The sequence below is a fragment of the Desulfosarcina ovata subsp. ovata genome (genome assembly GCF_009689005.1).
In the GTDB taxonomy this organism is placed as follows: domain Bacteria; phylum Desulfobacterota; class Desulfobacteria; order Desulfobacterales; family Desulfosarcinaceae; genus Desulfosarcina; species Desulfosarcina ovata.
The window spans coordinates 4,950,912-4,969,515 of record NZ_AP021879.1; the positions used below are offsets into that span (position 1 = coordinate 4,950,912).

Consider the following 18,604-nt stretch of genomic DNA (forward strand, 5'->3'; position numbering starts at 1 on the left):
TATGCAAAGTGCTGTCAACCGTAAAATGAAATCTGCCTTGAAAAATCAGGCTTTTTCCTCATTCATGCGACACTCCGCATCCCACTCGGGACAGGCGCTTTCCCGGTCGGCCTGAAACTTGAGCATGCATTCACCACATTCCAGTTCGATATTCGGGGTATCGCCATACCGTTTCATTAGTTCCTCTTTGGAAAGTACCTGGGCAAAGCTGCACCCGCACTGGGGGCAGGCGGATTGGATTTGATAGCGTTTTTTACTCATGATTTGTCCTCCGATTGGGGGTTGAGGTTTTTCGGATTGAACACATTTTATTCAAGCAATATCAATGCCAGTGATGATAGAACGGTTTCCGAATTGGCACGCTTGTTGAATGAATTAGAGTGACAACCTGAACAAATCCTTTTTTCTGATCGGTGCGATGGCCATTGACAATCCCGACTGATCCGAAAATGAAACCATCCTATCAAATATCAACAGGAGGAACCTATGGCCAAGACTGCTTTTAAAGGAACCCCCGTGACGCTTGCCGGTGACCTGCCCCAGGTGGGCAGCCTTGCACCGGATTTTACCCTGACGAAGAGTGACCTGTCCAATGTCTCACTGAGCGATTACGCCGGCAAAACCGTTGTCCTGAATATCTTTCCCAGCATCGATACCCCGGTGTGTGCCATGTCGGTGAGAAAATTCAACGCCGAAATCGGCAATTATGACAACGCGGTGGTACTGTGTGTGTCAGCGGATCTGCCTTTTGCCCATGCGCGGTTTTGCGGGGCCGAAGGATTGGATCATGTGGTTTCGGCATCTACCTTCCGCAACCCCGGTTTCGGTGATGTCTATGGGACCCGGATCGGTGACGGCCCCATGGCCGGTCTCATGGCCCGTGCCGTGGTGGTTATCGACGGTGCCGGCAAGGTGTCGTACACCCAACTGGTGGAGGAGATCTCCCAGGAACCCGATTACGACAAGGCCCTGGCCGCCCTTGCCGACAAAGATCCGCTGCAGGCCTGCACCGCGTCTCCCACGGCCGAGCATTCCCGTGGGTTGGCTGACGACGGTCCCTGCGACGATGGCCGGGCCGGAGGTTGATCCATCCTGGATGGCCGGCGGTGGGATGGGTGTTAATATTCCCATCGAGTTCAGCGCGCCGGTGGCTGGAGTGGACTTACGCCAGACGCCCCGTTTCCGGCACTGGCCAGCGGTGCGCCGGGCAACCACGGCGGACGAGCGGGCGGTGTACCCCGGTGAAGGTACGCGGTTTGTTGAGGAGGATATCTGAGGCTTGATGCGCAAGGAGGTTTGAATGACAGATGAGACCGTATTGATCCGCTGCCGCAACTGCGGCGCGAGAAATCGGATTCCTGTGGCCCGATTACAGGAAAATCCCCGTTGCGGGCGCTGCAAAACGCCCTTTCCGGCCATTTCCGTCACCAGTCGGCCGGTGATGGTCACCGATGCCACGTTTGCCCGTGACGTACTGGAAAGTCCGCTGCCGGTGCTGATGGACTGCTGGGCGACCTGGTGTTCCTACTGCGGGGCCCTGAGCCCGATCCTCGACGATCTGGCCAGGACCTATGCCGGCCGCCTGAAGGTGGCCAAGCTCAATGTCGACCAGAACCCGGCAACCGCCAACCGTTATAGTGTCATGAGCCTGCCCACACTGCTCTTTTTCCGCGACGGAAAATTGGTGGAGACGGCTGCCGGTGCGTTGCCCAAAGCGGAAATCGAACGCTATCTGTATCCGCTTTTAAACCATTGATCCCCGTTTGCCGTTCAGGAGGCCCCCATGCATGTCTTTATTGCCGGTGCATCCGGGTTTGTCGGTACGGCCTTGAGCCGTTTTCTGCTGGATGCCGGAACCACCGTTACGGGGGTGGGACGATCCCGCACCCACCCCTTTGAATCGGTGCCGGCGTTTACCTGGCTTTCCGCCGACACCACCCAGGCCGGTCCATGGCAAACGGCCGTGGCCGAGGCCGACGCCGTGGTCAACCTGACCGGCTGTACGATTTTCAAGCGCTGGACGAGGGGCTACAAGGCCCGTATGGTCGACAGCCGGATCCGCACCACCGGCAACATCGTTGAGGCGATGAAAGGCGGGCATCAACGCTTGCTGAGCACATCGGCGGTGGGCTATTACGGCAGCCGGGGGGATGAAGACCTTACCGAGGACTCTGCGCCGGGAGATGATTTCCTGGCCCGCCTGGCCGTCGATTGGGAACAGACCGCCCGTCAGGCCGGGGAAAAGGGCGTTCGGGTAAGCATCATGCGTTTTGGCGTGGTGCTGGGGGCCGGCGGCGGAGCCCTGGCCCGGATGCTGCCGGCCTTTCGGCGGTTTGCCGGCGGCCCGCTGGGCAGCGGCCGGCAGTGGTTCGCCTGGATTCACCTGGCCGATGTGCTGGCCGGGATCCAGTATCTCCTGGACGGTGAGACCGCCGCCGGCATTTACAATTTTTGCGCACCGCAAACCGTCCGCCAGAAAGATTTTGCCAGCCGACTGGGCGACGCCTTGGGCCGTCCGGCCTGGTTGCCGGCCCCCTCACCGGCATTGAAGCTGGTGCTGGGCGAGGTGGCCCAGGTGCTGCTGGCCAGCCAGAAGGTGCATCCCCGGCAGCTTTTGGCGGAGCACTTTCCATTCCGCTTTGGCGACCTGGACCGTGCCCTGGCCGATCTGGTCCGGCGGCCATGAGCCGGTCCGCCCGCACGGCCAGCGCCTATCACCGGTTGACCGGCTACCGGCGTGGCCGACTGACGCCCCATGCCCTGGATTGGGCCCATCAGCCGCGTCCGAGAAAACCATACCCGCAATTGGCCCGGATCCCGTTTCCCACCGATCTGAGCATGCCGGAGATGGACTATGCCGATCTGGTATGCCAAGCCGGTCAATCGGTGCCGGCGCCTCAAACGGATCTGGATCTGAACACCCTGGCGGCCCTTTTTCACCTGACCCATGCCGTGACCGCCCGCAGCATGCACGGGGACCAGCCGTTTTACTATCGCAGCATCGCTTCGGCCGGCGCCCTCTATCCTTTTGAAATGTACCTGGCCGTTCACGACGTTCAAGGGGTTGCGGCTGGGGTTTACCACTACGATCTTTTCGATTTCGCCCTGACCCGCCTGCGCGAAGGGGCGGTGCCGTTGACGCCCTCCTCCGCCAGGCGCGTTGCGGCCACCATTTACATCAGCGGCATTTTTTTTCGCAGCGCCTGGAAGTACAGAGGCCGGGCCTATCGGTATGTGCTGCTGGATGCCGGGCACCTGCTGGAGAACCTGCGCCTGGCCCTGACGGCCCTGGGGCTGGGCTTTTGCGTTCATACGGATTTCGATGACGCCCGCGTCGCGGCCCTGTTGGGACTGGATGAGGGCCGGGAGGGCGGGCTGGTTTGCGTTCATCTTTTTTCCAGTGAGGGGGGAAAGGGCAGGCTTGCCCCGGTCGCCGACCCATCCCCGTTGCCCAACGATATCCGCGACGCATCGAGAGTCTCCGCCAGGGAGGTGACCTACACTGAAATTCAGGAGATCCATCGTGCCGGTTATGGACCCGCGCCGACAGCCACCGGAAGGGAGCGCCAGCCTGTCAGCCCCGGCTGGCATCCCCGGACATGGATCGATCTGCCACCATCGTCACCCGCCGGGCATACGGACTACGCACGGCTATTGTGGCAGCGCCGCTCGCGGCGGAATTTCGTTTCCCAATCCATATCCATGGACCACCTGGCCGCTTTTCTGGATCCGATGGCCACGTCTGTCGCGGGCACCTGCATGCCAACGGGGGAAATTGTTGCCATCGGTCTGCTGGCCGGTGCCGGCACGCCCGTCGCCCCCGGGGCCTATCTATTCGATCCGCACGGTCGCCGGCTGGGTCAGCTGGCCGGTGGCGCCATGCTGGAATCCATGGCGCGCGCCTGCCTGGATCAGATGTGGCTGAAAAATGCCGCTTTCCACCTGCTTTTCGTGTCCGATCCAAAGGCGCTGGATCAAGCTTGGGGGGCGCGGGGATACCGTTACGCCATGCTCGAAGCCGGCCGCCTGGGTCAGCAGGCCTACCTGGCGGCAACGGCACTGGGTTGGGGCGCCTGCGGCATCGGGGCGATTTACGATCGGGAAGCGGCCGATCTGCTGGGGCTGACCCGCGACGGGGCCCTGCTCTATCTGGTCGGAATCGGTCCGCTCAAAGGGCGTTGATCCGCCGAAAAATGGCCTGAAAAGGGTTGATCCCTATTTCCTGCCGGCGTATAAAACGGCTTTTTCCATACCAGCCAGGGGGTTCAACCATGTCGACCGATCTGAAGGTATTCAGTGGCAGCGCCAATCCGAAGCTGGCCGAATCGATCTGCCAATTCCTGGGGATCAGCCTCAGCCAGATGGAGGTGTCTCGTTTCTCCAACGACAATCTGTTTGTCCAGATCCAGGAGAATGTCCGTGAAAAGGATGTGTTCGTCGTCCAGCCGTTTACGGCCCCGGTGGGCGACACCATCATGGAACTGTTCATTATCCTGGATGCGTTGCGCAGTGCGTCGGCGCGGCGGATCACGGCGGTGATCCCTTACTTCTCCTACGCCCGTTCGGACAAGAAAGATGCTCCGCGGATCTCCATCGCCGGCCGGCTCATGGCCGACCTGATCAAAACCGCCGGGGCCAACCGTGTGCTGACCATGGACCTGCATTCGGATGCCGTACATGGGTTTTTCAGCGTGCCGGTGGACCATCTGACCGCCGTGCCCTATTTTGTCGAGCATTTTCGCCGCCAGCTGGATCTGGACAACGCCGTGGTCGTGGCCACCGATGCCGGCGGTGCCAAGCGGGCCGGCCGTTTCGCCAAACGCATTCATCTGCCCATGGCCATTATCGACAAGCGGCGCATTGCCGACACCAAGGTGGTCCAGGGACTGGTGGTGGGTGACGTGAAGGGGCGTGATGCCATCATTTTTGAAGACGAAATCTCAACCGGAGGGACACTGGCCGAATCGGTCAAGACCCTGACCAATGCCGGTGTCAACAGCATTCACGTGGGCGCCACCCACGGGGTGCTCTGCGGTCCGGCCGTGGAACGGCTGGTGAACAGCGATATGGCCTCCGTGGTTGTGACCAACACGGTCTACCTGCCGCCGGACAAGCAGCGGGAGAAGATTCACACCCTTTCCGTGGCGCCCCTTTTTGCCGAGGCCATCCGGCGGATCCACACCGGCGAAAGTGTCGGCGCCCTGTTCGACTGAGACGGCTTTCCTTTGGCCACCCGACAGAGGTGACGTTTTGCAGATTACCAGCGAAATTTGGCAGGTGGGGGGAGAGGGATTTACGGCCGCTGCCGATGCGGCTGCTTATCTGATCTGTTTCTTCAGCCGGCCTGAACCGATGCCATGAATGACCCTGGATGCGATTGTGGCCCAGTACTGCCAGCGGCGATCATCGATGCGTCCTCGGCGATTCTGCTGTTCAAGGCGGAGCTGATCGCCGATTGCTGTGCGATGCTGCAGCTTTTCATGACCCGTTCCGTTTTTAAAGAGGTCACCGTGCCCGACCGGCCGGGGGCCGATGGACTGCGCCGGCTGGTCGGCCGGCGATCGGGTTTCCGCCTGCTGGGCGACCCCATGGGGGCCCTTCCCGCCCGGGCATGCGCCGATCTCCAGCGACTGCATCAAGGGGAACGCGATACGCTGCACCATTATCTGAACGGCAGGGGCCGTTTCGTGATCATCGATGACGGAAAAGCGGTCAAGGTGTGCCGCCGGCAAGGCATTTTCCACATCAATGCCCTGCTTTGTCCCCGGCTGCTATTTTTCTGCGGGCGATTGCCGGAAGATCGGATGCACCGCCATTTTGCGCGCCTTGCCGCCCTCGGGCGTTACGCCAGGCCCGTGATGGCCTGGGCGGCGGCCTGTTCGCGATCGGATCTGGCATATTTCATGGATGGTCAATAGGGGGCGTCGGTGGCTAGGCCATCACATTGATATTCTGTCCCAGGCTGCTTTGCGTAAGCAGCTGAGCGACCTCCTGCTGGTTTTCGGCCAGTTCGCTCAGCATGGCCATCTGGGCTTGCATGACGGTTTGCATCTGTTGTGACGCACTGGCCATGGCCAGCGTATTCGAGGAAACGGTACTCACATCCATTGGTTACTCCTTGGTTGCGGTTTGTTTTGCTATCGGCCGCCGCCCGGGTCGGCTTGAGTGTTTTTTCGGGCGACCGGCGTCCATAATCAATCCAAATGCGGTAGTGATGGCCAATTGCTCCGGCCCGTGGTAAAATATAATATATTTGTCGAACCTATCATTCCAACCCCAAATGCGATGCGACCATGAATCAAATGAAAGCCATGATGCTGACCCGCGTCCACGATCTGGCGGACGGGGATGCCCCCCTGGTTCCCCGGACCGTTCCCGTCCCCGATCCCGGTGACGCCGAAATTCTCATTCAGATCACCGCCTGCGGGGTCTGCCATACCGAACTGGACGAAATCGAAGGCCGTACCCCGCCGCCCCGTTTTCCGGTGATTCCCGGCCATCAGGTGGTGGGGCGGGTGGCTGCTGCCGGTTCCGGCGCCGACCGGTTCGCCTTGGGGGCGCGGGTGGGGGTGGCCTGGATCCATCGGGCCTGCGGCCGTTGCGACCATTGCCGGGCCGGGCTGGAAAACCTCTGTGCCGAATTCGCCGCCACCGGTCGGGATGCCCATGGGGGGTATGCCGAATTCATGACCGTGCATCAGGACTTCGCCTTCCCGATTCCCCAGCGCTTTTCCGATGTCCAGGCGGCCCCATTGCTGTGTGCCGGTGCCATCGGCTACCGTTCGCTCTCCCTCTGCCAGCTCAAGGATGGCCAGCGTCTCGGCCTGACCGGATTCGGTGCCTCCGCCCACCTGGTGCTCAAGATGGTCCGCCACCAATTCCCGGATGTGGCGGTCTACGTATTTGCCAGGAGTCCCGGCGAGCAGGAGTTTGCCCGCAGCCTGGGAGCCGTTTGGGCCGGGGACACCAAGGCCACGGCACCACAACCGCTGGACCGGATTATCGATACCACGCCGGCCTGGACGCCGGTGGTGGAGGCGCTCAGGAACCTCAGGCCCGGCGGCCGGCTGGTGATCAACGCCATCCGCAAGGAGGTGGCTGACCGTGAGGCCTTGCTCAACATGGATTACGCCACGCATCTGTGGCACGAGAAGGAGATCAAGAGTGTCGCCAACGTGGCCCGGACGGATGTCTCCCGTTTTCTGGATCTGGCCGACCGGATCCCCATCATTCCCGAGGTGGAGACCTTCGACCTGTCCGAGGCCAACCGGGCTCTGCTGGAGTTGAAGAACCGCAAAATCCGCGGAGCCAAGGTTCTGGTGATGGGACCACGCTGACGATGCCGCGCCTTTTTTTTCCGTCACCCTAAAGCATTTTCTGTAACTGGCCGATATACTTTGTAACTGCCGGAACGAAAACGATTTATCCCCATGTCCATATGGAGAATCCGCCGTGGGATCATTTATCGCCAACGGTTTCAAATTGATCAGCAGGCTGGATCGCGATATCGGCGTTGTGATCGACAACTGCCTGGGGTTTCTCTATTCCATGAACCTGATGCACGAGATGCGCCGGGAGATCGGCCAGATCGAATCGGAACTGTACGACATGGTCTACCTGGGCCGTACGCCGGCCGGTTGCGAGTTCAAGGAAAACCTTTTCCGGTTGCGTATTCTCCCGCTGATGAAACGGTTGGCCCCGGCAGGATATTACTTCGGGATCGACCCGGAATCGCGGGTGTTGCTCGGATACTGGCCGCAGCCCTCCGGCGTCTCGGAGCTTGATACCGGCACATCCCTTGATGATGTCGCCGAACCAACGGCGTTGCCCATCGATCACAGCTTGCCGTAATCCCTTGACACACCGTTTTGCCCCATTGTACTCCTGTCCATGAATCAAATGGGGTCTGTTCCCGTTTGCCCGCGCAACCAACCGCTATCGTTTCGCTGAAACGAAGGGGGCCGCGTGTTCACCCACCGCGATCTGTTTTTTGTGATTGGCTGGTTTTGTCTGGGATGGGTCATGCTTCTGCCGGCCATCGCCGGTGCCGGGGTGCGCGAGCCGGCCTGGGCCGGCTCCTTTTACCCGAAAACCCGCCTGGAACTGAGCCGACAACTGGACCGCCTGCTGACCCGGGCCGGCTTGGCGGAGAAAAGCGGCCACCCGCGGCGCGGTCTGCGGGCGCTGATCATGCCCCACGCCGGGTATGCCTATTCCGGCCTTACGGCGGCCCATGCCGCTGCGGCCATCCAGCGGGATGCCTTTGATCGTGTGATTCTGATGGGGCCGGATCACCGTGTGGGATTCTCCAATGCGGCATTGACCGAAGCCTCCCACTGGCGCACGCCCCTTGGCGACGTGCCGGTGGGCAGCCATACGTTGCGCCAGCGTTGGCCGGCGCTGTTCACCACGATCCCGGCATCGGACCGGCGGGAACACAGCTTGGAGGTGATCCTGCCATTTCTGCAGGTCCGCCTGTCGACATTCGAACTGATTCCCGTGGTGATGGGGCCCTGTGATGCCAACCGGATGGCCCGCGCCATCGCGTCGCTGATCAACGGCCCGCGTACGTTGCTGGTGATCAGTGCCGATCTGTCCCATTACCTGCCCGATGACGCCGCCGTGAAGCGCGACCACGCGACGTTGGACCGGATCTTGGCGCTGGATCCGGACTGGCTGTCGGATCAGGAAAATCGAACCTGCGGCCGTTATCCAATCGGCGTGCTGCTGACCCTGGCCCGTGAGCGTCACTGGCGGCCGGAACTGCTGCACTACGCCAACAGTGGCGACACTGCCGGCACCAAAGATGCCGTTGTGGGCTACGCGGCGGTTGCTTTTTATGGAGAAGAGACCATGCAGACTCAGTCCGAATCCCGCCCCCTGCTGGATTCCCGGCAGGGCGTCGCCCTGGTAACCCTGGCCCGGCAGACCTTGCTGCGCCATTTCAACGATCCCATCGATGCGACCGACGAACAGATCCTGGCCTCGCTGCTTGACGATGCGGCCCTCAAGGCAAAAAGCGGCACCTTTGTGACCCTGAAAATCGATAACCAGTTGCGCGGCTGCATCGGCAGCCTCTCTGCTCGGGGATCGATTGTCGACGGGGTCCGTGACAACGCCCTGAATGCGGCCTTTCACGATCCCCGCTTTCCGCCCTTGAGCAGAAAGGAGCTGGATCAGGTGCACATCGAGGTGAGCGTGCTTACCGATCCGGTGCCGCTGGATTACAGCGATGGAGATGATCTTCTGGTCAAGCTGCGGCCGGGGATCGACGGGGTGATCATTCGCCGAGGGTACGCCAGTGCCACCTTTTTGCCCCAGGTGTGGGAGCAGTTGCCGCGCCCGGACCAGTTTCTTTCCAACCTCTGCATGAAAGCCGGACTGCCGGCCGGCCAGTGGCGCCAGGGGGATCTGGAGGTTCAGACCTATCAGGTTCAATACTTCGAAGAGACACGCTGACGGCGGTGTCCGTGGCGTGGTGGTGACCACGGGCATTGCGTCGGTGCCCGCCCAGCTGGTTTTTGTCCGGGAATACCTGGCCCAGTTTCAGGGCAATGAGATCGTCATTGCTCTGATCTTCTTCTGCTGGCTGATGTTCGGCGGTGTGGGGACGGCCCTGGCCCGGGGATGGGGCAACCCAACCCCTTCGGCCTCCCCAACCACCCTGGCCATGCTCTCATCCCTTTTGGCCGTGTTGGCGGTGGGGCAGGTCGTGGCCATCCGATGGTTGCGCGACCTGATTTTTCTGCATGGGGTGTCGGTGGGGTTCTACTCCACCCTGGGTTTCGTTGGGCTGACCCTCTGGCCCTATGCGGTTCTGGTGGGGTTTGTCCTGCCATACAGCCTGCGGGTTGCCCGACAGCAAACCGCCGACTATCCCGGCAACCGCATCTACATGGCCGATAATGCCGGAGATGTGGCCGGTGGGGCGATTTTTTCGATTGGCCTGGTTTTTTGGCTGACGCCACTGCAGGTGATTCTTGCCGTGCATCTGCCGCTTCTGGCCGCGCTTTTCCGGTTGCAGGGAAGCATGCGCCGCCGAACCATCGCCGGCATCCTCGTGGCCATGCTGACCCTGGGGGCCGGGGTGGCCTGGGAACGGGAGACGCTGCCCGACCGGAACGGCCGGCGGGTGTTTTATGCCGAGAGCCGTTACGGTCGCATCGAAGTGGTCGATAACGAAGGTGAAATCACTCTCTTCAACGACGGCCAGCCGGGCATTTCGTCCCAGGATCCGGCCCTGGCGGAAGAACTGGTTCACTTCCCGCTGGCCCAGGTTGCCCACCCCCGACGGCTGCTGCTGGTCTCCACGGTGGGGGGCATGATGGCCGAGGTGATCAAATACCATCCCGAAATGATCGATTATGTGGAGCTGGATCCCCTTGCCGCCCGGCTGCAACACGAATATGGGCTGGTGGCATCCATTCCCGGTCTGAAGATCATTGCCGATGACGCCCGGGCCTACCTGATGAAGACATCGGTGGCCTACGATGCCATCCTGGTGAATTTGTCGGAGCCGGACACCTACCAGGTAAACCGTTTTTTCACCGCCGGTTTCTTTGCCCTGGCCAAGGCCCATCTCGTGCCGGGCGGCGTGTTGAGCTTTGCCGCCGAGGGGGTGGCCGATTACGTCTCCCCGACGCGGCAGCGCCAACTCTCCTGCCTGGCCAATACGGCCGCTCGATTTTTCAGCCAGGTCACACTCATGCCGGGGCAGCGTCTGATCTTCCTTTGCCGGGATGGCCCGGTTCGAACGGACATTCCGTTGCTTCTGAAAGCGAAATCCATCCCCACTGCGTATATCCAGCGCTACTTCAGCGGCGACCTGACCGATGCGCGGATTCGTCAGATCAATGCCCTGGTGAACACCGCCACACCGCTCAATCTGGATTTCAATCCCTATCTGATGCGGATGGCCTTTGTCGGCTGGCTGGTGCGCCACGGTGAATCACCGCTCTGGTTCGGGGTGGCCCTGGCCCTGGCGACACTGTTCTACCTGACCCGCATTTCTCGCCCCCAATGGGTGCTGCTCACCTCCGGCGGCATCAATATTGGTGCGGAAATGGTGGCCATCTTTACCTTTCAGGTCCTTTACGGTTATATTTATCTTGAGCTCGGAATGCTGGTGACCGTTTTCCTGGCCGGCCTGTTGCCGGGTGCCTGGACCGGGGGCCGGTTCGGCGGAGACCGGCGCCGCGCATTGATGATGGCGGATCTGCTTTTAGGCGTGCTGCTGGTGCTGTTTGCCCTGCTTCTCATTTTCGCCCGGCAGGCCCTGTCCGTCCCGCTCCTATATTTTTTCGGACTGCTGATCTCCTTTTTTTGTGGGTTCCAGTTTCCCCTGGCGCTACGGGTTGCCGGAGATGGTACCGTTGCTGCCGCGCGAAGCTTTTCCGCGGACCTGTTGGGCGCAGCCGGTGGCGTTTTACTGGTCAGCCTGATGCTGATTCCCTTTCTGGGACTCATTGGGGCGACCTTTTGCCTGGCTGGCATCAAAATGATCAGCCTGGTGGTGGCGGGAACGATCGATGAAACCGCTTAACCGACGACAGTTCATGCTGACCGCTGCGGCGGGATTGTGCAGCGCGGCGACCGGCCATGCCGGATGGCCCTTTTCCGGTGGCGGCAATTCCGTCGATGATATCCGGGGGCACATCTTCAAACAGGACGCACCGGCAGCGTTGTGGAAATGGTCGACCACCGCCCTCTATTTCAAGCGGTTGGATAAAGATGCCGTTATGTGCACCCTGTGCCCCAACCGTTGCCGGTTATCGCCGGGTGACCGTAGCGTCTGCCGCAGTCGGGTGAACCTGGGGGGCACCCTGTACAGCCTGGCTTACGGCAATGCCTGCTCGGCCAATCTCGATCCCATCGAAAAGAAGCCGCTGTATCATTTTCTGCCGGCTACGTGGGTGTTTTCCATCGCTGCTGCCGGGTGCAATTTCCGTTGCCTCAATTGCCAGAATTGGGAGATCTCCCAGTCCCGGCCGGAAGATGTGCGCCACATGGAGCTGTTTCCCGAGGCCGTTGTTGCGGCGGCCGAACAAAGCGCCAGCACCGCCATTGCCTATACCTACAGCGAACCGACCACCTTTTACGAGTACATGATCGACACGGCGCGCCTGGCTCGTGCCAAGGGGTTGAAAAACGTCTGGGTGTCAAACGGTTACATCAATCGGGAGCCGCTGCTGGCCCTTTGTAACGTCCTGGACGGAGCCAACGTGAACCTCAAGTCCATCAGCGATGCAATTTATCGGCGACTGAACGGTGGACGCTTGCAACCGGTGCTGGATACCTTCGTTACCTTACACCGGCAGGGGGTTCATTTTGAAATGACCCACCTGGTGGTTCCGGGATATGGGGACACCATTGAGATGATCCAGCGCATGTGCGCCTGGATTTTGGAGAATTTGGGGCCTGACCACCCCCTTCACCTGCTGCGATTTTTTCCCCGCTACCGGCTGGATCGGTTGTCACCCACCCCGGTGGCGACCCTGATCCATTTCCGTGAACAGGCCCTGGCCGAGGGGCTGCATTATGTCTATTTGGGAAACGTGCCGGGACATGCGGGCAACCATACCTACTGCCACCAGTGCAAACGGTTGCTTGTGGAGCGGCAGGGCTACCGTATCCCGACCCTGAACATCAAGGCCGGCCACTGCCGATTCTGCGGGACGCCGATTCCCGGCGTGTGGCCTGAGGATGGTACTTGAGGGAGGATCAGTGGTCCTTTTGCGTAGCAAAATGGTGGATAAACTGATTAATCCGGTCCATCTGGTGCGTGGTGACATTTTCGAAGCAGACACTGCGCCGGGTATGGAATTTCCCGGGCATCCCGATGCCGCTGTCGGCAGCAATGTCCGCGATGGTTCGGCAGTGTAGCCCATCCATGAAAATTTCCCCATCCGGTGTCATGATGGAGAGCCAGTCCGGAAGATGACCCGAGCGGGAATCCATCTCGTGTCCGTAGGCCAACCCCCCCGCGCTGATATCGATCAGGCTGCAACGCTCGTAAGGGTACGTCTGGGAAACCACAAACGCGCCCGCCGGTGCGGCATAGCGAGGGGACCGGCGGCGTTCTGTGGATGCGGGTGTGGTTAATACACGGCGGATGGTTTCCGCCAAATGCTGCATTCCCACCGGTTTCATGATCAGGGCCTGGATTCCCAGTGATTGGGCATTGTCTTCGCTGATTTGCTCGTTGTATCCGGTGCAGAGAATAATCGGAAGATCGGTGCGTGTCCGTTTGACCGCTTTGCTCAGGCCGGTTCCCGTTATTCCCGGCATGGTCATGTCGGTAATGAGCAGGTCGAAACGGCCCGGATCGGCCAGAAAGGCATCCAATGCCGTGTTGCTGCTGGTGTACGCCGTGACGGTGTAGCCCAGTTGTTCCAGTATTTGCCGCATCATGTCCACGAGCATCTCTTCGTCATCGACGATCATGATGTGCTCATGGCCTCCCGGCAGTCCCTGCTGATCGAATGTTGACGGATCGATGCTTGCCGGCATGTCGGCGACCGGCAGATAGAGTTGAAACTCGGTGAAACGACCCGGGCGGCTGAATGCACGGATCGTCCCTCCGCTGCTCTTGATGATGCCATGGACGACGGAAAGTCCCATGCCGGTGCCTTTGCCGGTCTCTTTGGTGGTGAAATAGGGGTCGAAAATCCGGTCGATGATTTCTTTTTCGATTCCGTGGCCGGTGTCGGCGACCACCAGTCTGGCGTAGTTGCCGGGAATGAGGTTATCCAAATCGGCGGCGGATAGGCTGTCCAGCGTCACCGGTTCAAGGCGAACCGAGAGTACACCGCCGTCGGGTTCCATGGCATGGGCGGCATTGGTGCACAGGTTGAGCATGACCTGATGAATCTGTGTGGCATCGGCGATGGTGGTGCATTGGGTGTCACAGACGTTCCGTTCAATGGAAATATTGGTGGGCAGGGATGCCCGCATCAGTTTCAGGGACTCCGTGATGACCGTATTGAGCCGTATGGGTTTGCATCCGGATTCCTCCTTGCGGCTGAAGCTGAGCAGCTGCTGGATCATTTCGCGGGCGCGCAGGCTGGCCGTAACGATCCGTTCCAGATTGAGCCGCGTCGGCTCACCGCAGGGCATATCGGCCAGGGCCAGTTCCGTGTTGCCCAGAATGATGCTCAGGACATTGTTGAAATCATGAGCGATGCCGCCGGCCAGGGTGCCGATGGCTTCCATTTTCTGGGACTGGCGCAGTTGATTCTTCAGTTTGCGTTTTTCGATCTCAAAACAGATGTTTTCACGCTGCATCTGCCTCTGCTTCAATACGTTTTCAACTCGGATCATCAGCTCTTCGGGTTCGAACGGTTTTCGTACGTAATCGCTGGCCCCTTTGCGAATGGCCTTGATGGCCGAATCCACGGAGGCCTCACCGGTGACCATGATAAAGGCTGCGTCACAGCGTTCCCGGTCGACGGAATCGAGAATTTCAAAGCCGGTCATTTCGGGCATGATCACATCCAGGATAACCAGATCAGGCAGGTCGGCATGGATCAATGTAAGGGCATGCCGGGAATTGGTCGTGGTCTGGATCTGGTAGCTGCCGGCGCCCAGTATGGCTTTGATGCTTTCGGCCATCAGGAGATCATCGTCGCAGATCAATATTCGGGGTTGGGACTCCATGCAACGCTCGCTTTTATGGGGTTAACTCCAGAACAGTGGCATTTTTTTCAACGGGTTTGACGTTTGAAGATTCAGTTTCCAGCAGCATTCAAATCTATTCCATCGGCGTTTTCGTTATGGCCTTGACATCCTTTTTGGATGGACCTGTTGGAAAATTGATCGAGGCCTGTGGAACGGGAGCATCCGCGACTGGTATGGCTTCATGGGCCGCCATCGCCAACTGTTTCTCCGGTATACCTACCGTCATTCCTAATCGTTTGGTAACGCACCGACAGGTTTCCGATAACGAATGAGCGAGGCCGGCCGGTCGATTGGCCGCCCGTACGAGTTGTACGAGGGACAGGGCAATATTGATCAGTGAAAGGAACCGGTATGCATATTGGAATGCATCCACTTGATACCCTGCGAAGTAATTCAGTAGCAATCTGCACGGCAACAGCCAGTTTCGTTCCGATTTTGTCAGGTATACTGCAGGTGTAACTGGCGTAAGTCTATGTTTATCTGGCCATCTTGTCAACTGCCGATGGCGATGGACCAGCAATCATGGCCGGTTTCGGATGGTCAACCCGGTGTGGATCGTCCACGGTGGACAAAAGAAGTGGATAGAAAGAGGGAAGCTTTGCGGGGTCAGCCCGGTTTTTTTTCAACCAGGTCGAAGATGACTTCCCTCAACTTGAGAGAAAAGGTTTCGGGAACCTGCTGGCGCTGCAGATGGCGGCACAGGTCCACGGTCTGTTTCAGGGTTTCCAGGCACACCTGGCAGGGTTTGCACGATTCGATGTGAGCTTCGATATCGCGGCAGGTGGGAGGGTCCAGTTCCCTGTCAATATACTCGGAAAGACGTTCAAAGAGTGCGATGCAGCCCTGATGGGCATGCTTCGGATTATTACGTTTCATAATAGGTCCTCAATGCTTCTCTTAGAAAAAGTCGTGCCCGATGCAACCTCACCTTGATGTTGCTGGGCGTCAGGTCCAGTATCTCCGCTGCTTCCTGGGTGCTGAATCCTTCCACATCCCGTAAAACGATGACCAGTCGATATTTTTCAGGAAGCTCCAGCAAGGCGTTGCGGATGATTCCGCCCAGCTCTTCATCAAGTACCTGGGTCAACGGTTGCGATGCCCAACTGGGAACCTCCTTACTCACGGCGCTTTCGTCTGCCGGCAAAAATTCATCCAGCGAGAGTTCTCTTTCAGGGGCAAACTTGGATCGGCGTTTTTTTTTCAGGCAGGCGCTGGTGGCGACCCGGTACAACCAGTTCTTGAATTTGGTCTCGTAACGAAATCCCTTCAGATACCGAAAGACATTTAAGAAGGTATCCTGGACCATGTCTTCGGCATCACTGGGGTTGCCGCACATTCGCAGACCAAAATTGTACAGGCTTTTTTCGTAACGCCTGACCAGTTCAAAAAACAGCTCCTGGCGTCCGTCGTTGATCGATCGAATCAGCTCTGCGTCATTATCGTTGTTTTTTGGTGGGTCCGACGGATTCGGCATTGTTTTTTTTGCTTGTCACCTGACAGGCATCGCGCATTCATGTGGTGATGCCCAGTTTCGGTAGAATGTAGGCCTGGAGCAGTACCCAGATGCCCAGGACTGCCAGAAGTGTCAGTATCTCTTTCATTGTTGCCCCTCCCGTCAGATCGTGTTCGTCCACAGATGACCCATTGCCCGATATCGGTGTTGCTAAGCCGTAATGAGACGGGCAGGGGGATGGGGTTACAACCCGATGCCGCGAACGGGGTTGCGGCAAAACGTCTATAGAACAGGGTTAATGTCGGGCCTTGATGCTGCCGGCATCGATGCCGTATTTTTTTATTTTGTAATGGATCGCCCGCCGGCTGATGCCCAGTACCTCTGCGGCTTCTTTCTGGATGCCGCCGGTCTGTTCGAGCGCCCGAAGAATGGTGTTTTTTTCACTCTCTTCCAAAGAGAGGCAGTCCTCATCGGCCACCACGGCGCTGCAGGTGTCCTCGATGCCCATGAGGTGAAAATCGTCAGGTAGCAGGGTCCTGTCCCGGCACAGGACGATCCCCCCTTCGATGGCATTTTTCAGCTCCCGGACATTGCCCGGCCATGGGTAGTCGCACAGCCAATCCATCGTTTCCGTGGGGATGTCGACGGCGGGCACGTTGTGCTGCTGGCAGTAATGCCGGGCAAAATGGTCTACCAGAGAGGGAATGTCGGCCTTGCGTTCCCTCAGGGGAGGGATGGTGAGGGTCACCACCCGGAGGCGAAAAAAAAGATCCTCCCTGAACCGACCGGCCTTGATGGCTTCGCCCAGATCCGCATTGGTGGCCGCGATAATCCGGCAGTCCACGGCGGTTCCCTTGAGTCCGCCGATTCTGCGGATGGTCCGGTCCTCGATAAAACGGAGCAGCCGGATTTGCATTTCGTGAGAGATATTGCCAATTTCGTCCAGAAAAAGGGTGCCCGTATCCGCGGTCTCGATCAGCCCTTTCTTATCGCTTACGGCATGGGTAAACGATCCCTTGACATGACCAAAGAGTTCGCTTTCCAGCAGTCCGGCGGGTGTCGCTCCGCAATCGACAACCACAAACGGTTTTTTTCGCCGGGGGCCCAGCCGATGAATCCGATTGGCAATACGTTCCTTTCCAACGCCACTTTCCCCCAGGAGCAGCACATTGACACTGCTGTTGGCCACTTTCTTAACCAACCCGTGCAGGTTCTTCATCGCCGGGCTTTTCACCGGATCTTCTTCCTCCATGTCGGCTGCCATATCCACCGGCGGAGGGGCTCCCGGAATCTGGAACTCCTTCAGAATGGTCTGGATCTTTTCGGTCAGTGTTTTTCCATCAAAAGGCTTTTCCACGTAATCGACAGCCCCTGATTTCACGGCATTAACGGCATCGGGGACGTTGGCGTAAGCCGTCAGGAAAATCACCGGAAGACCGGGCTGCGTCTGGATGATTTCGGATAGCAGGGTCATGCCGTCCATCTCGGGCATTTTGATATCGGAAACCACCAGGTCGATTTGATGCGACTTCAGGATCTGAAGGGCCTGGCGGCCGTTGTCGGCTTTGTGAACGGAAAGCCCGCAACTGGACAAGCGTGCATCTATAACTTCAAGGACATTGCGATCGTCGTCAACAACCAGGACGGATTGGGAGGAAATATTATCTTTCATGGTTACTCACTTGGTGCCGAGATTTCCGTCTTTTTTTTCTGAATATTCTGATCGATGGCTTCCAGTGCCTTGATTTTTTCCTTGAGCGATTGGTTTTCGACCATAACGTCATCCAGCTGGCGCTGCAATTCGGCGGTCTGTTCCGCTTTTTTCTTTAAAACCGCAAGTTCGGCCTTGAGCTTTTCTATTTCCATGCAGCTTTCAGCACTCGTCGGGGCGGTGGTGGATGCCTTGGATGGTGGGATCATAAGGGCTTGCAGAAGGTGTTTGGGGATCATGCGCAATACCAAAGCGTCGATGAGGACTGGATCCAACGCTTCCCGCGTTTCGGACATCGAGTCGATAAACTGCTGCCAATGACCGATCTCAGCAGTGTATTCTGCCGGGGTTTCAGCCAGGATCAGGCGGCAGCAGATTTCCCCCAGTCTCGCTTTGCGGGCAATTCTCGGACTGGCGCTGGTGCTTGCCAGGGTTTCAAAACGGGCCAGGGCGGTTTCAACGTCGCCGCTGTCGTAAATGGCCAAGATTTGATCAAAGGCCTCATGGTCGGCTCGGAACTGACGGCGGTGTATTTGGTCGTCAAGATCCTGAAAAACAGATGCGCAGCCCGTCAGCATGGCAACAAGGATCAACAGGATGAGCAGCGGCAAATGGTATGTGCGCGATGGGGTCGTCATTGGGTTTCCGTTCCGATAAAGGCCTTACGATATCCTGTCTGAGCCGGGCGGCGTCTGCCGCCATGCACATGGATGATCAGATTCAATCCTCCTTTTTAATCACCCCTGGGTGACAATTCAAGAAAA

Annotated in this window: 20 protein-coding genes; 13 read left to right on the forward strand and 7 right to left on the reverse strand. The window is 58.8% G+C overall.

Annotated elements, in window-relative coordinates; translation table 11 throughout:
* Window positions 1–45 precede the first annotated feature (45 nt).
* Window positions 46–261 carry a hypothetical protein gene (locus tag GN112_RS21820; protein ID WP_155312150.1) on the reverse strand — a complete coding sequence of 72 codons (216 nt, stop codon included), beginning with the start codon at window positions 259–261 and terminating at the stop codon, window positions 46–48.
* 225 nt (window positions 262–486) lie between these two features.
* On the opposite strand from GN112_RS21820, the gene tpx reads away from it, so the two are divergent.
* The 7 genes from tpx (at window position 487) to GN112_RS21855 (ending at window position 5,918) form a co-directional block, all read left to right on the forward strand.
* Window positions 487–1,086: a thiol peroxidase gene (tpx, locus tag GN112_RS21825; RefSeq protein ID WP_155312151.1), complete on the forward strand. Its 600-nt coding sequence runs from the start codon at window positions 487–489 to the stop codon at window positions 1,084–1,086.
* A gap of 25 nt (window positions 1,087–1,111) precedes the next feature.
* Window positions 1,112–1,276, forward strand: a complete 165-nt coding sequence (locus GN112_RS21830) for a hypothetical protein (protein WP_155312152.1) — start codon at window positions 1,112–1,114, stop codon at window positions 1,274–1,276.
* A 24-nt stretch (window positions 1,277–1,300) separates the two neighbouring features.
* Window positions 1,301–1,756: a thioredoxin gene (trxA, locus tag GN112_RS21835; RefSeq protein WP_155312153.1), complete on the forward strand. Its 456-nt coding sequence runs from the start codon at window positions 1,301–1,303 to the stop codon at window positions 1,754–1,756.
* Between the two features lie 27 nt (window positions 1,757–1,783).
* Window positions 1,784–2,686: a TIGR01777 family oxidoreductase gene (locus GN112_RS21840; protein WP_155312154.1), complete on the forward strand. Its 903-nt coding sequence runs from the start codon at window positions 1,784–1,786 to the stop codon at window positions 2,684–2,686.
* Window positions 2,683–4,182: a SagB/ThcOx family dehydrogenase gene (locus GN112_RS21845; RefSeq protein WP_155312155.1), complete on the forward strand. Its 1,500-nt coding sequence runs from the start codon at window positions 2,683–2,685 to the stop codon at window positions 4,180–4,182. The genes GN112_RS21840 and GN112_RS21845 overlap by 4 nt, the downstream gene beginning before the upstream one ends.
* Before the next feature lie 89 nt (window positions 4,183–4,271).
* Window positions 4,272–5,213 (forward strand): ribose-phosphate diphosphokinase, encoded by a 942-nt coding sequence (locus GN112_RS21850; protein WP_155312156.1) that lies wholly within the window; start codon window positions 4,272–4,274, stop codon window positions 5,211–5,213.
* Window positions 5,214–5,357: 144 nt separating this feature from the next.
* Window positions 5,358–5,918 (forward strand): hypothetical protein, encoded by a 561-nt coding sequence (locus GN112_RS21855; protein WP_155312157.1) that lies wholly within the window; start codon window positions 5,358–5,360, stop codon window positions 5,916–5,918.
* A 13-nt stretch (window positions 5,919–5,931) separates the two neighbouring features.
* Here GN112_RS21855 and GN112_RS21860 read toward each other — a convergent pair whose 3' ends face one another.
* Entirely contained in the window at window positions 5,932–6,108 is a 177-nt protein-coding gene (locus GN112_RS21860; RefSeq protein ID WP_155312158.1) for a hypothetical protein, read from the reverse strand.
* A gap of 185 nt (window positions 6,109–6,293) precedes the next feature.
* Here GN112_RS21860 and GN112_RS21865 point away from each other — a divergent pair, with 185 nt between their 5' ends.
* The 5 genes from GN112_RS21865 (at window position 6,294) to amrS (ending at window position 12,713) form a co-directional block, all read left to right on the forward strand.
* Window positions 6,294–7,337: a zinc-dependent alcohol dehydrogenase family protein gene (locus GN112_RS21865; protein ID WP_231717091.1), complete on the forward strand. Its 1,044-nt coding sequence runs from the start codon at window positions 6,294–6,296 to the stop codon at window positions 7,335–7,337.
* 115 nt (window positions 7,338–7,452) lie between these two features.
* Window positions 7,453–7,851, forward strand: a complete 399-nt coding sequence (locus tag GN112_RS21870) for a hypothetical protein (protein ID WP_155312159.1) — start codon at window positions 7,453–7,455, stop codon at window positions 7,849–7,851.
* Window positions 7,852–7,965: 114 nt separating this feature from the next.
* Window positions 7,966–9,459, forward strand: a complete 1,494-nt coding sequence (gene amrB, locus GN112_RS21875) for an AmmeMemoRadiSam system protein B (RefSeq protein ID WP_155312160.1) — start codon at window positions 7,966–7,968, stop codon at window positions 9,457–9,459.
* A 22-nt stretch (window positions 9,460–9,481) separates the two neighbouring features.
* On the forward strand, window positions 9,482–11,542 hold the full coding sequence (locus GN112_RS21880; RefSeq protein ID WP_155312161.1) for a spermine/spermidine synthase domain-containing protein: 2,061 nt from the start codon (window positions 9,482–9,484) through the stop codon (window positions 11,540–11,542).
* The gene (gene amrS, locus GN112_RS21885; protein ID WP_155312162.1) at window positions 11,529–12,713 is read left to right on the forward strand and encodes an AmmeMemoRadiSam system radical SAM enzyme; all 1,185 of its coding nucleotides are present in this window, start codon (window positions 11,529–11,531) and stop codon (window positions 12,711–12,713) included. Before GN112_RS21880 ends, amrS begins: the two co-directional genes overlap by 14 nt.
* Before the next feature lie 7 nt (window positions 12,714–12,720).
* Here amrS and GN112_RS21890 read toward each other — a convergent pair whose 3' ends face one another.
* The 5 genes from GN112_RS21890 to GN112_RS35360 all read right to left on the reverse strand — a co-directional run bounded on the left by GN112_RS21890 (window position 12,721) and on the right by GN112_RS35360 (window position 17,995).
* On the reverse strand, window positions 12,721–14,655 hold the full coding sequence (locus tag GN112_RS21890; RefSeq protein WP_155312163.1) for a response regulator: 1,935 nt from the start codon (window positions 14,653–14,655) through the stop codon (window positions 12,721–12,723).
* A 627-nt stretch (window positions 14,656–15,282) separates the two neighbouring features.
* Entirely contained in the window at window positions 15,283–15,552 is a 270-nt protein-coding gene (locus tag GN112_RS21895) for an anti-sigma factor family protein (protein ID WP_155312164.1), read from the reverse strand.
* Window positions 15,542–16,150, reverse strand: coding sequence for an RNA polymerase sigma factor (locus tag GN112_RS21900; RefSeq protein ID WP_155312165.1), 609 nt, complete (start codon window positions 16,148–16,150; stop codon window positions 15,542–15,544). Before GN112_RS21900 ends, GN112_RS21895 begins: the two co-directional genes overlap by 11 nt.
* Window positions 16,151–16,424: 274 nt before the next feature.
* Complete coding sequence (locus GN112_RS21905; protein WP_155312166.1) at window positions 16,425–17,801, reverse strand: sigma-54-dependent transcriptional regulator; 1,377 nt, start codon at window positions 17,799–17,801, stop codon at window positions 16,425–16,427.
* Window positions 17,802–17,803: 2 nt separating this feature from the next.
* Entirely contained in the window at window positions 17,804–17,995 is a 192-nt protein-coding gene (locus tag GN112_RS35360) for a hypothetical protein (RefSeq protein WP_414736128.1), read from the reverse strand.
* A 162-nt stretch (window positions 17,996–18,157) separates the two neighbouring features.
* Here GN112_RS35360 and GN112_RS35365 point away from each other — a divergent pair, with 162 nt between their 5' ends.
* On the forward strand, window positions 18,158–18,520 hold the full coding sequence (locus GN112_RS35365; RefSeq protein WP_414736129.1) for a hypothetical protein: 363 nt from the start codon (window positions 18,158–18,160) through the stop codon (window positions 18,518–18,520).
* Window positions 18,521–18,604 lie beyond the last annotated feature (84 nt).

Excerpts from the sequence above, each read along its gene's own strand:
- GN112_RS21820 (WP_155312150.1), bottom strand. The coding sequence starts at position 261 with ATGAGTAAAAAACGCTATCAAATCCAATCCGCCTGCCCCCAGTGCGGG.
- tpx (WP_155312151.1), top strand. The coding sequence starts at position 487 with ATGGCCAAGACTGCTTTTAAAGGAACCCCCGTGACGCTTGCCGGTGAC.
- GN112_RS21830 (WP_155312152.1), top strand. The coding sequence starts at position 1,112 with ATGGGTGTTAATATTCCCATCGAGTTCAGCGCGCCGGTGGCTGGAGTG.
- trxA (WP_155312153.1), top strand. The coding sequence starts at position 1,301 with ATGACAGATGAGACCGTATTGATCCGCTGCCGCAACTGCGGCGCGAGA.
- GN112_RS21840 (WP_155312154.1), top strand. The coding sequence starts at position 1,784 with ATGCATGTCTTTATTGCCGGTGCATCCGGGTTTGTCGGTACGGCCTTG.
- GN112_RS21845 (WP_155312155.1), top strand. The coding sequence starts at position 2,683 with ATGAGCCGGTCCGCCCGCACGGCCAGCGCCTATCACCGGTTGACCGGC.
- GN112_RS21850 (WP_155312156.1), top strand. The coding sequence starts at position 4,272 with ATGTCGACCGATCTGAAGGTATTCAGTGGCAGCGCCAATCCGAAGCTG.
- GN112_RS21855 (WP_155312157.1), top strand. The coding sequence starts at position 5,358 with ATGAATGACCCTGGATGCGATTGTGGCCCAGTACTGCCAGCGGCGATC.
- GN112_RS21860 (WP_155312158.1), bottom strand. The coding sequence starts at position 6,108 with ATGGATGTGAGTACCGTTTCCTCGAATACGCTGGCCATGGCCAGTGCG.
- GN112_RS21865 (WP_231717091.1), top strand. The coding sequence starts at position 6,294 with ATGAATCAAATGAAAGCCATGATGCTGACCCGCGTCCACGATCTGGCG.
- amrS (WP_155312162.1), top strand. The coding sequence starts at position 11,529 with ATGAAACCGCTTAACCGACGACAGTTCATGCTGACCGCTGCGGCGGGA.
- GN112_RS21890 (WP_155312163.1), bottom strand. The coding sequence starts at position 14,655 with ATGGAGTCCCAACCCCGAATATTGATCTGCGACGATGATCTCCTGATG.
- GN112_RS21895 (WP_155312164.1), bottom strand. The coding sequence starts at position 15,552 with ATGAAACGTAATAATCCGAAGCATGCCCATCAGGGCTGCATCGCACTC.
- GN112_RS21900 (WP_155312165.1), bottom strand. The coding sequence starts at position 16,150 with ATGCCGAATCCGTCGGACCCACCAAAAAACAACGATAATGACGCAGAG.
- GN112_RS21905 (WP_155312166.1), bottom strand. The coding sequence starts at position 17,801 with ATGAAAGATAATATTTCCTCCCAATCCGTCCTGGTTGTTGACGACGAT.
- GN112_RS35360 (WP_414736128.1), bottom strand. The coding sequence starts at position 17,995 with ATGGAAATAGAAAAGCTCAAGGCCGAACTTGCGGTTTTAAAGAAAAAA.
- GN112_RS35365 (WP_414736129.1), top strand. The coding sequence starts at position 18,158 with ATGACCGATCTCAGCAGTGTATTCTGCCGGGGTTTCAGCCAGGATCAG.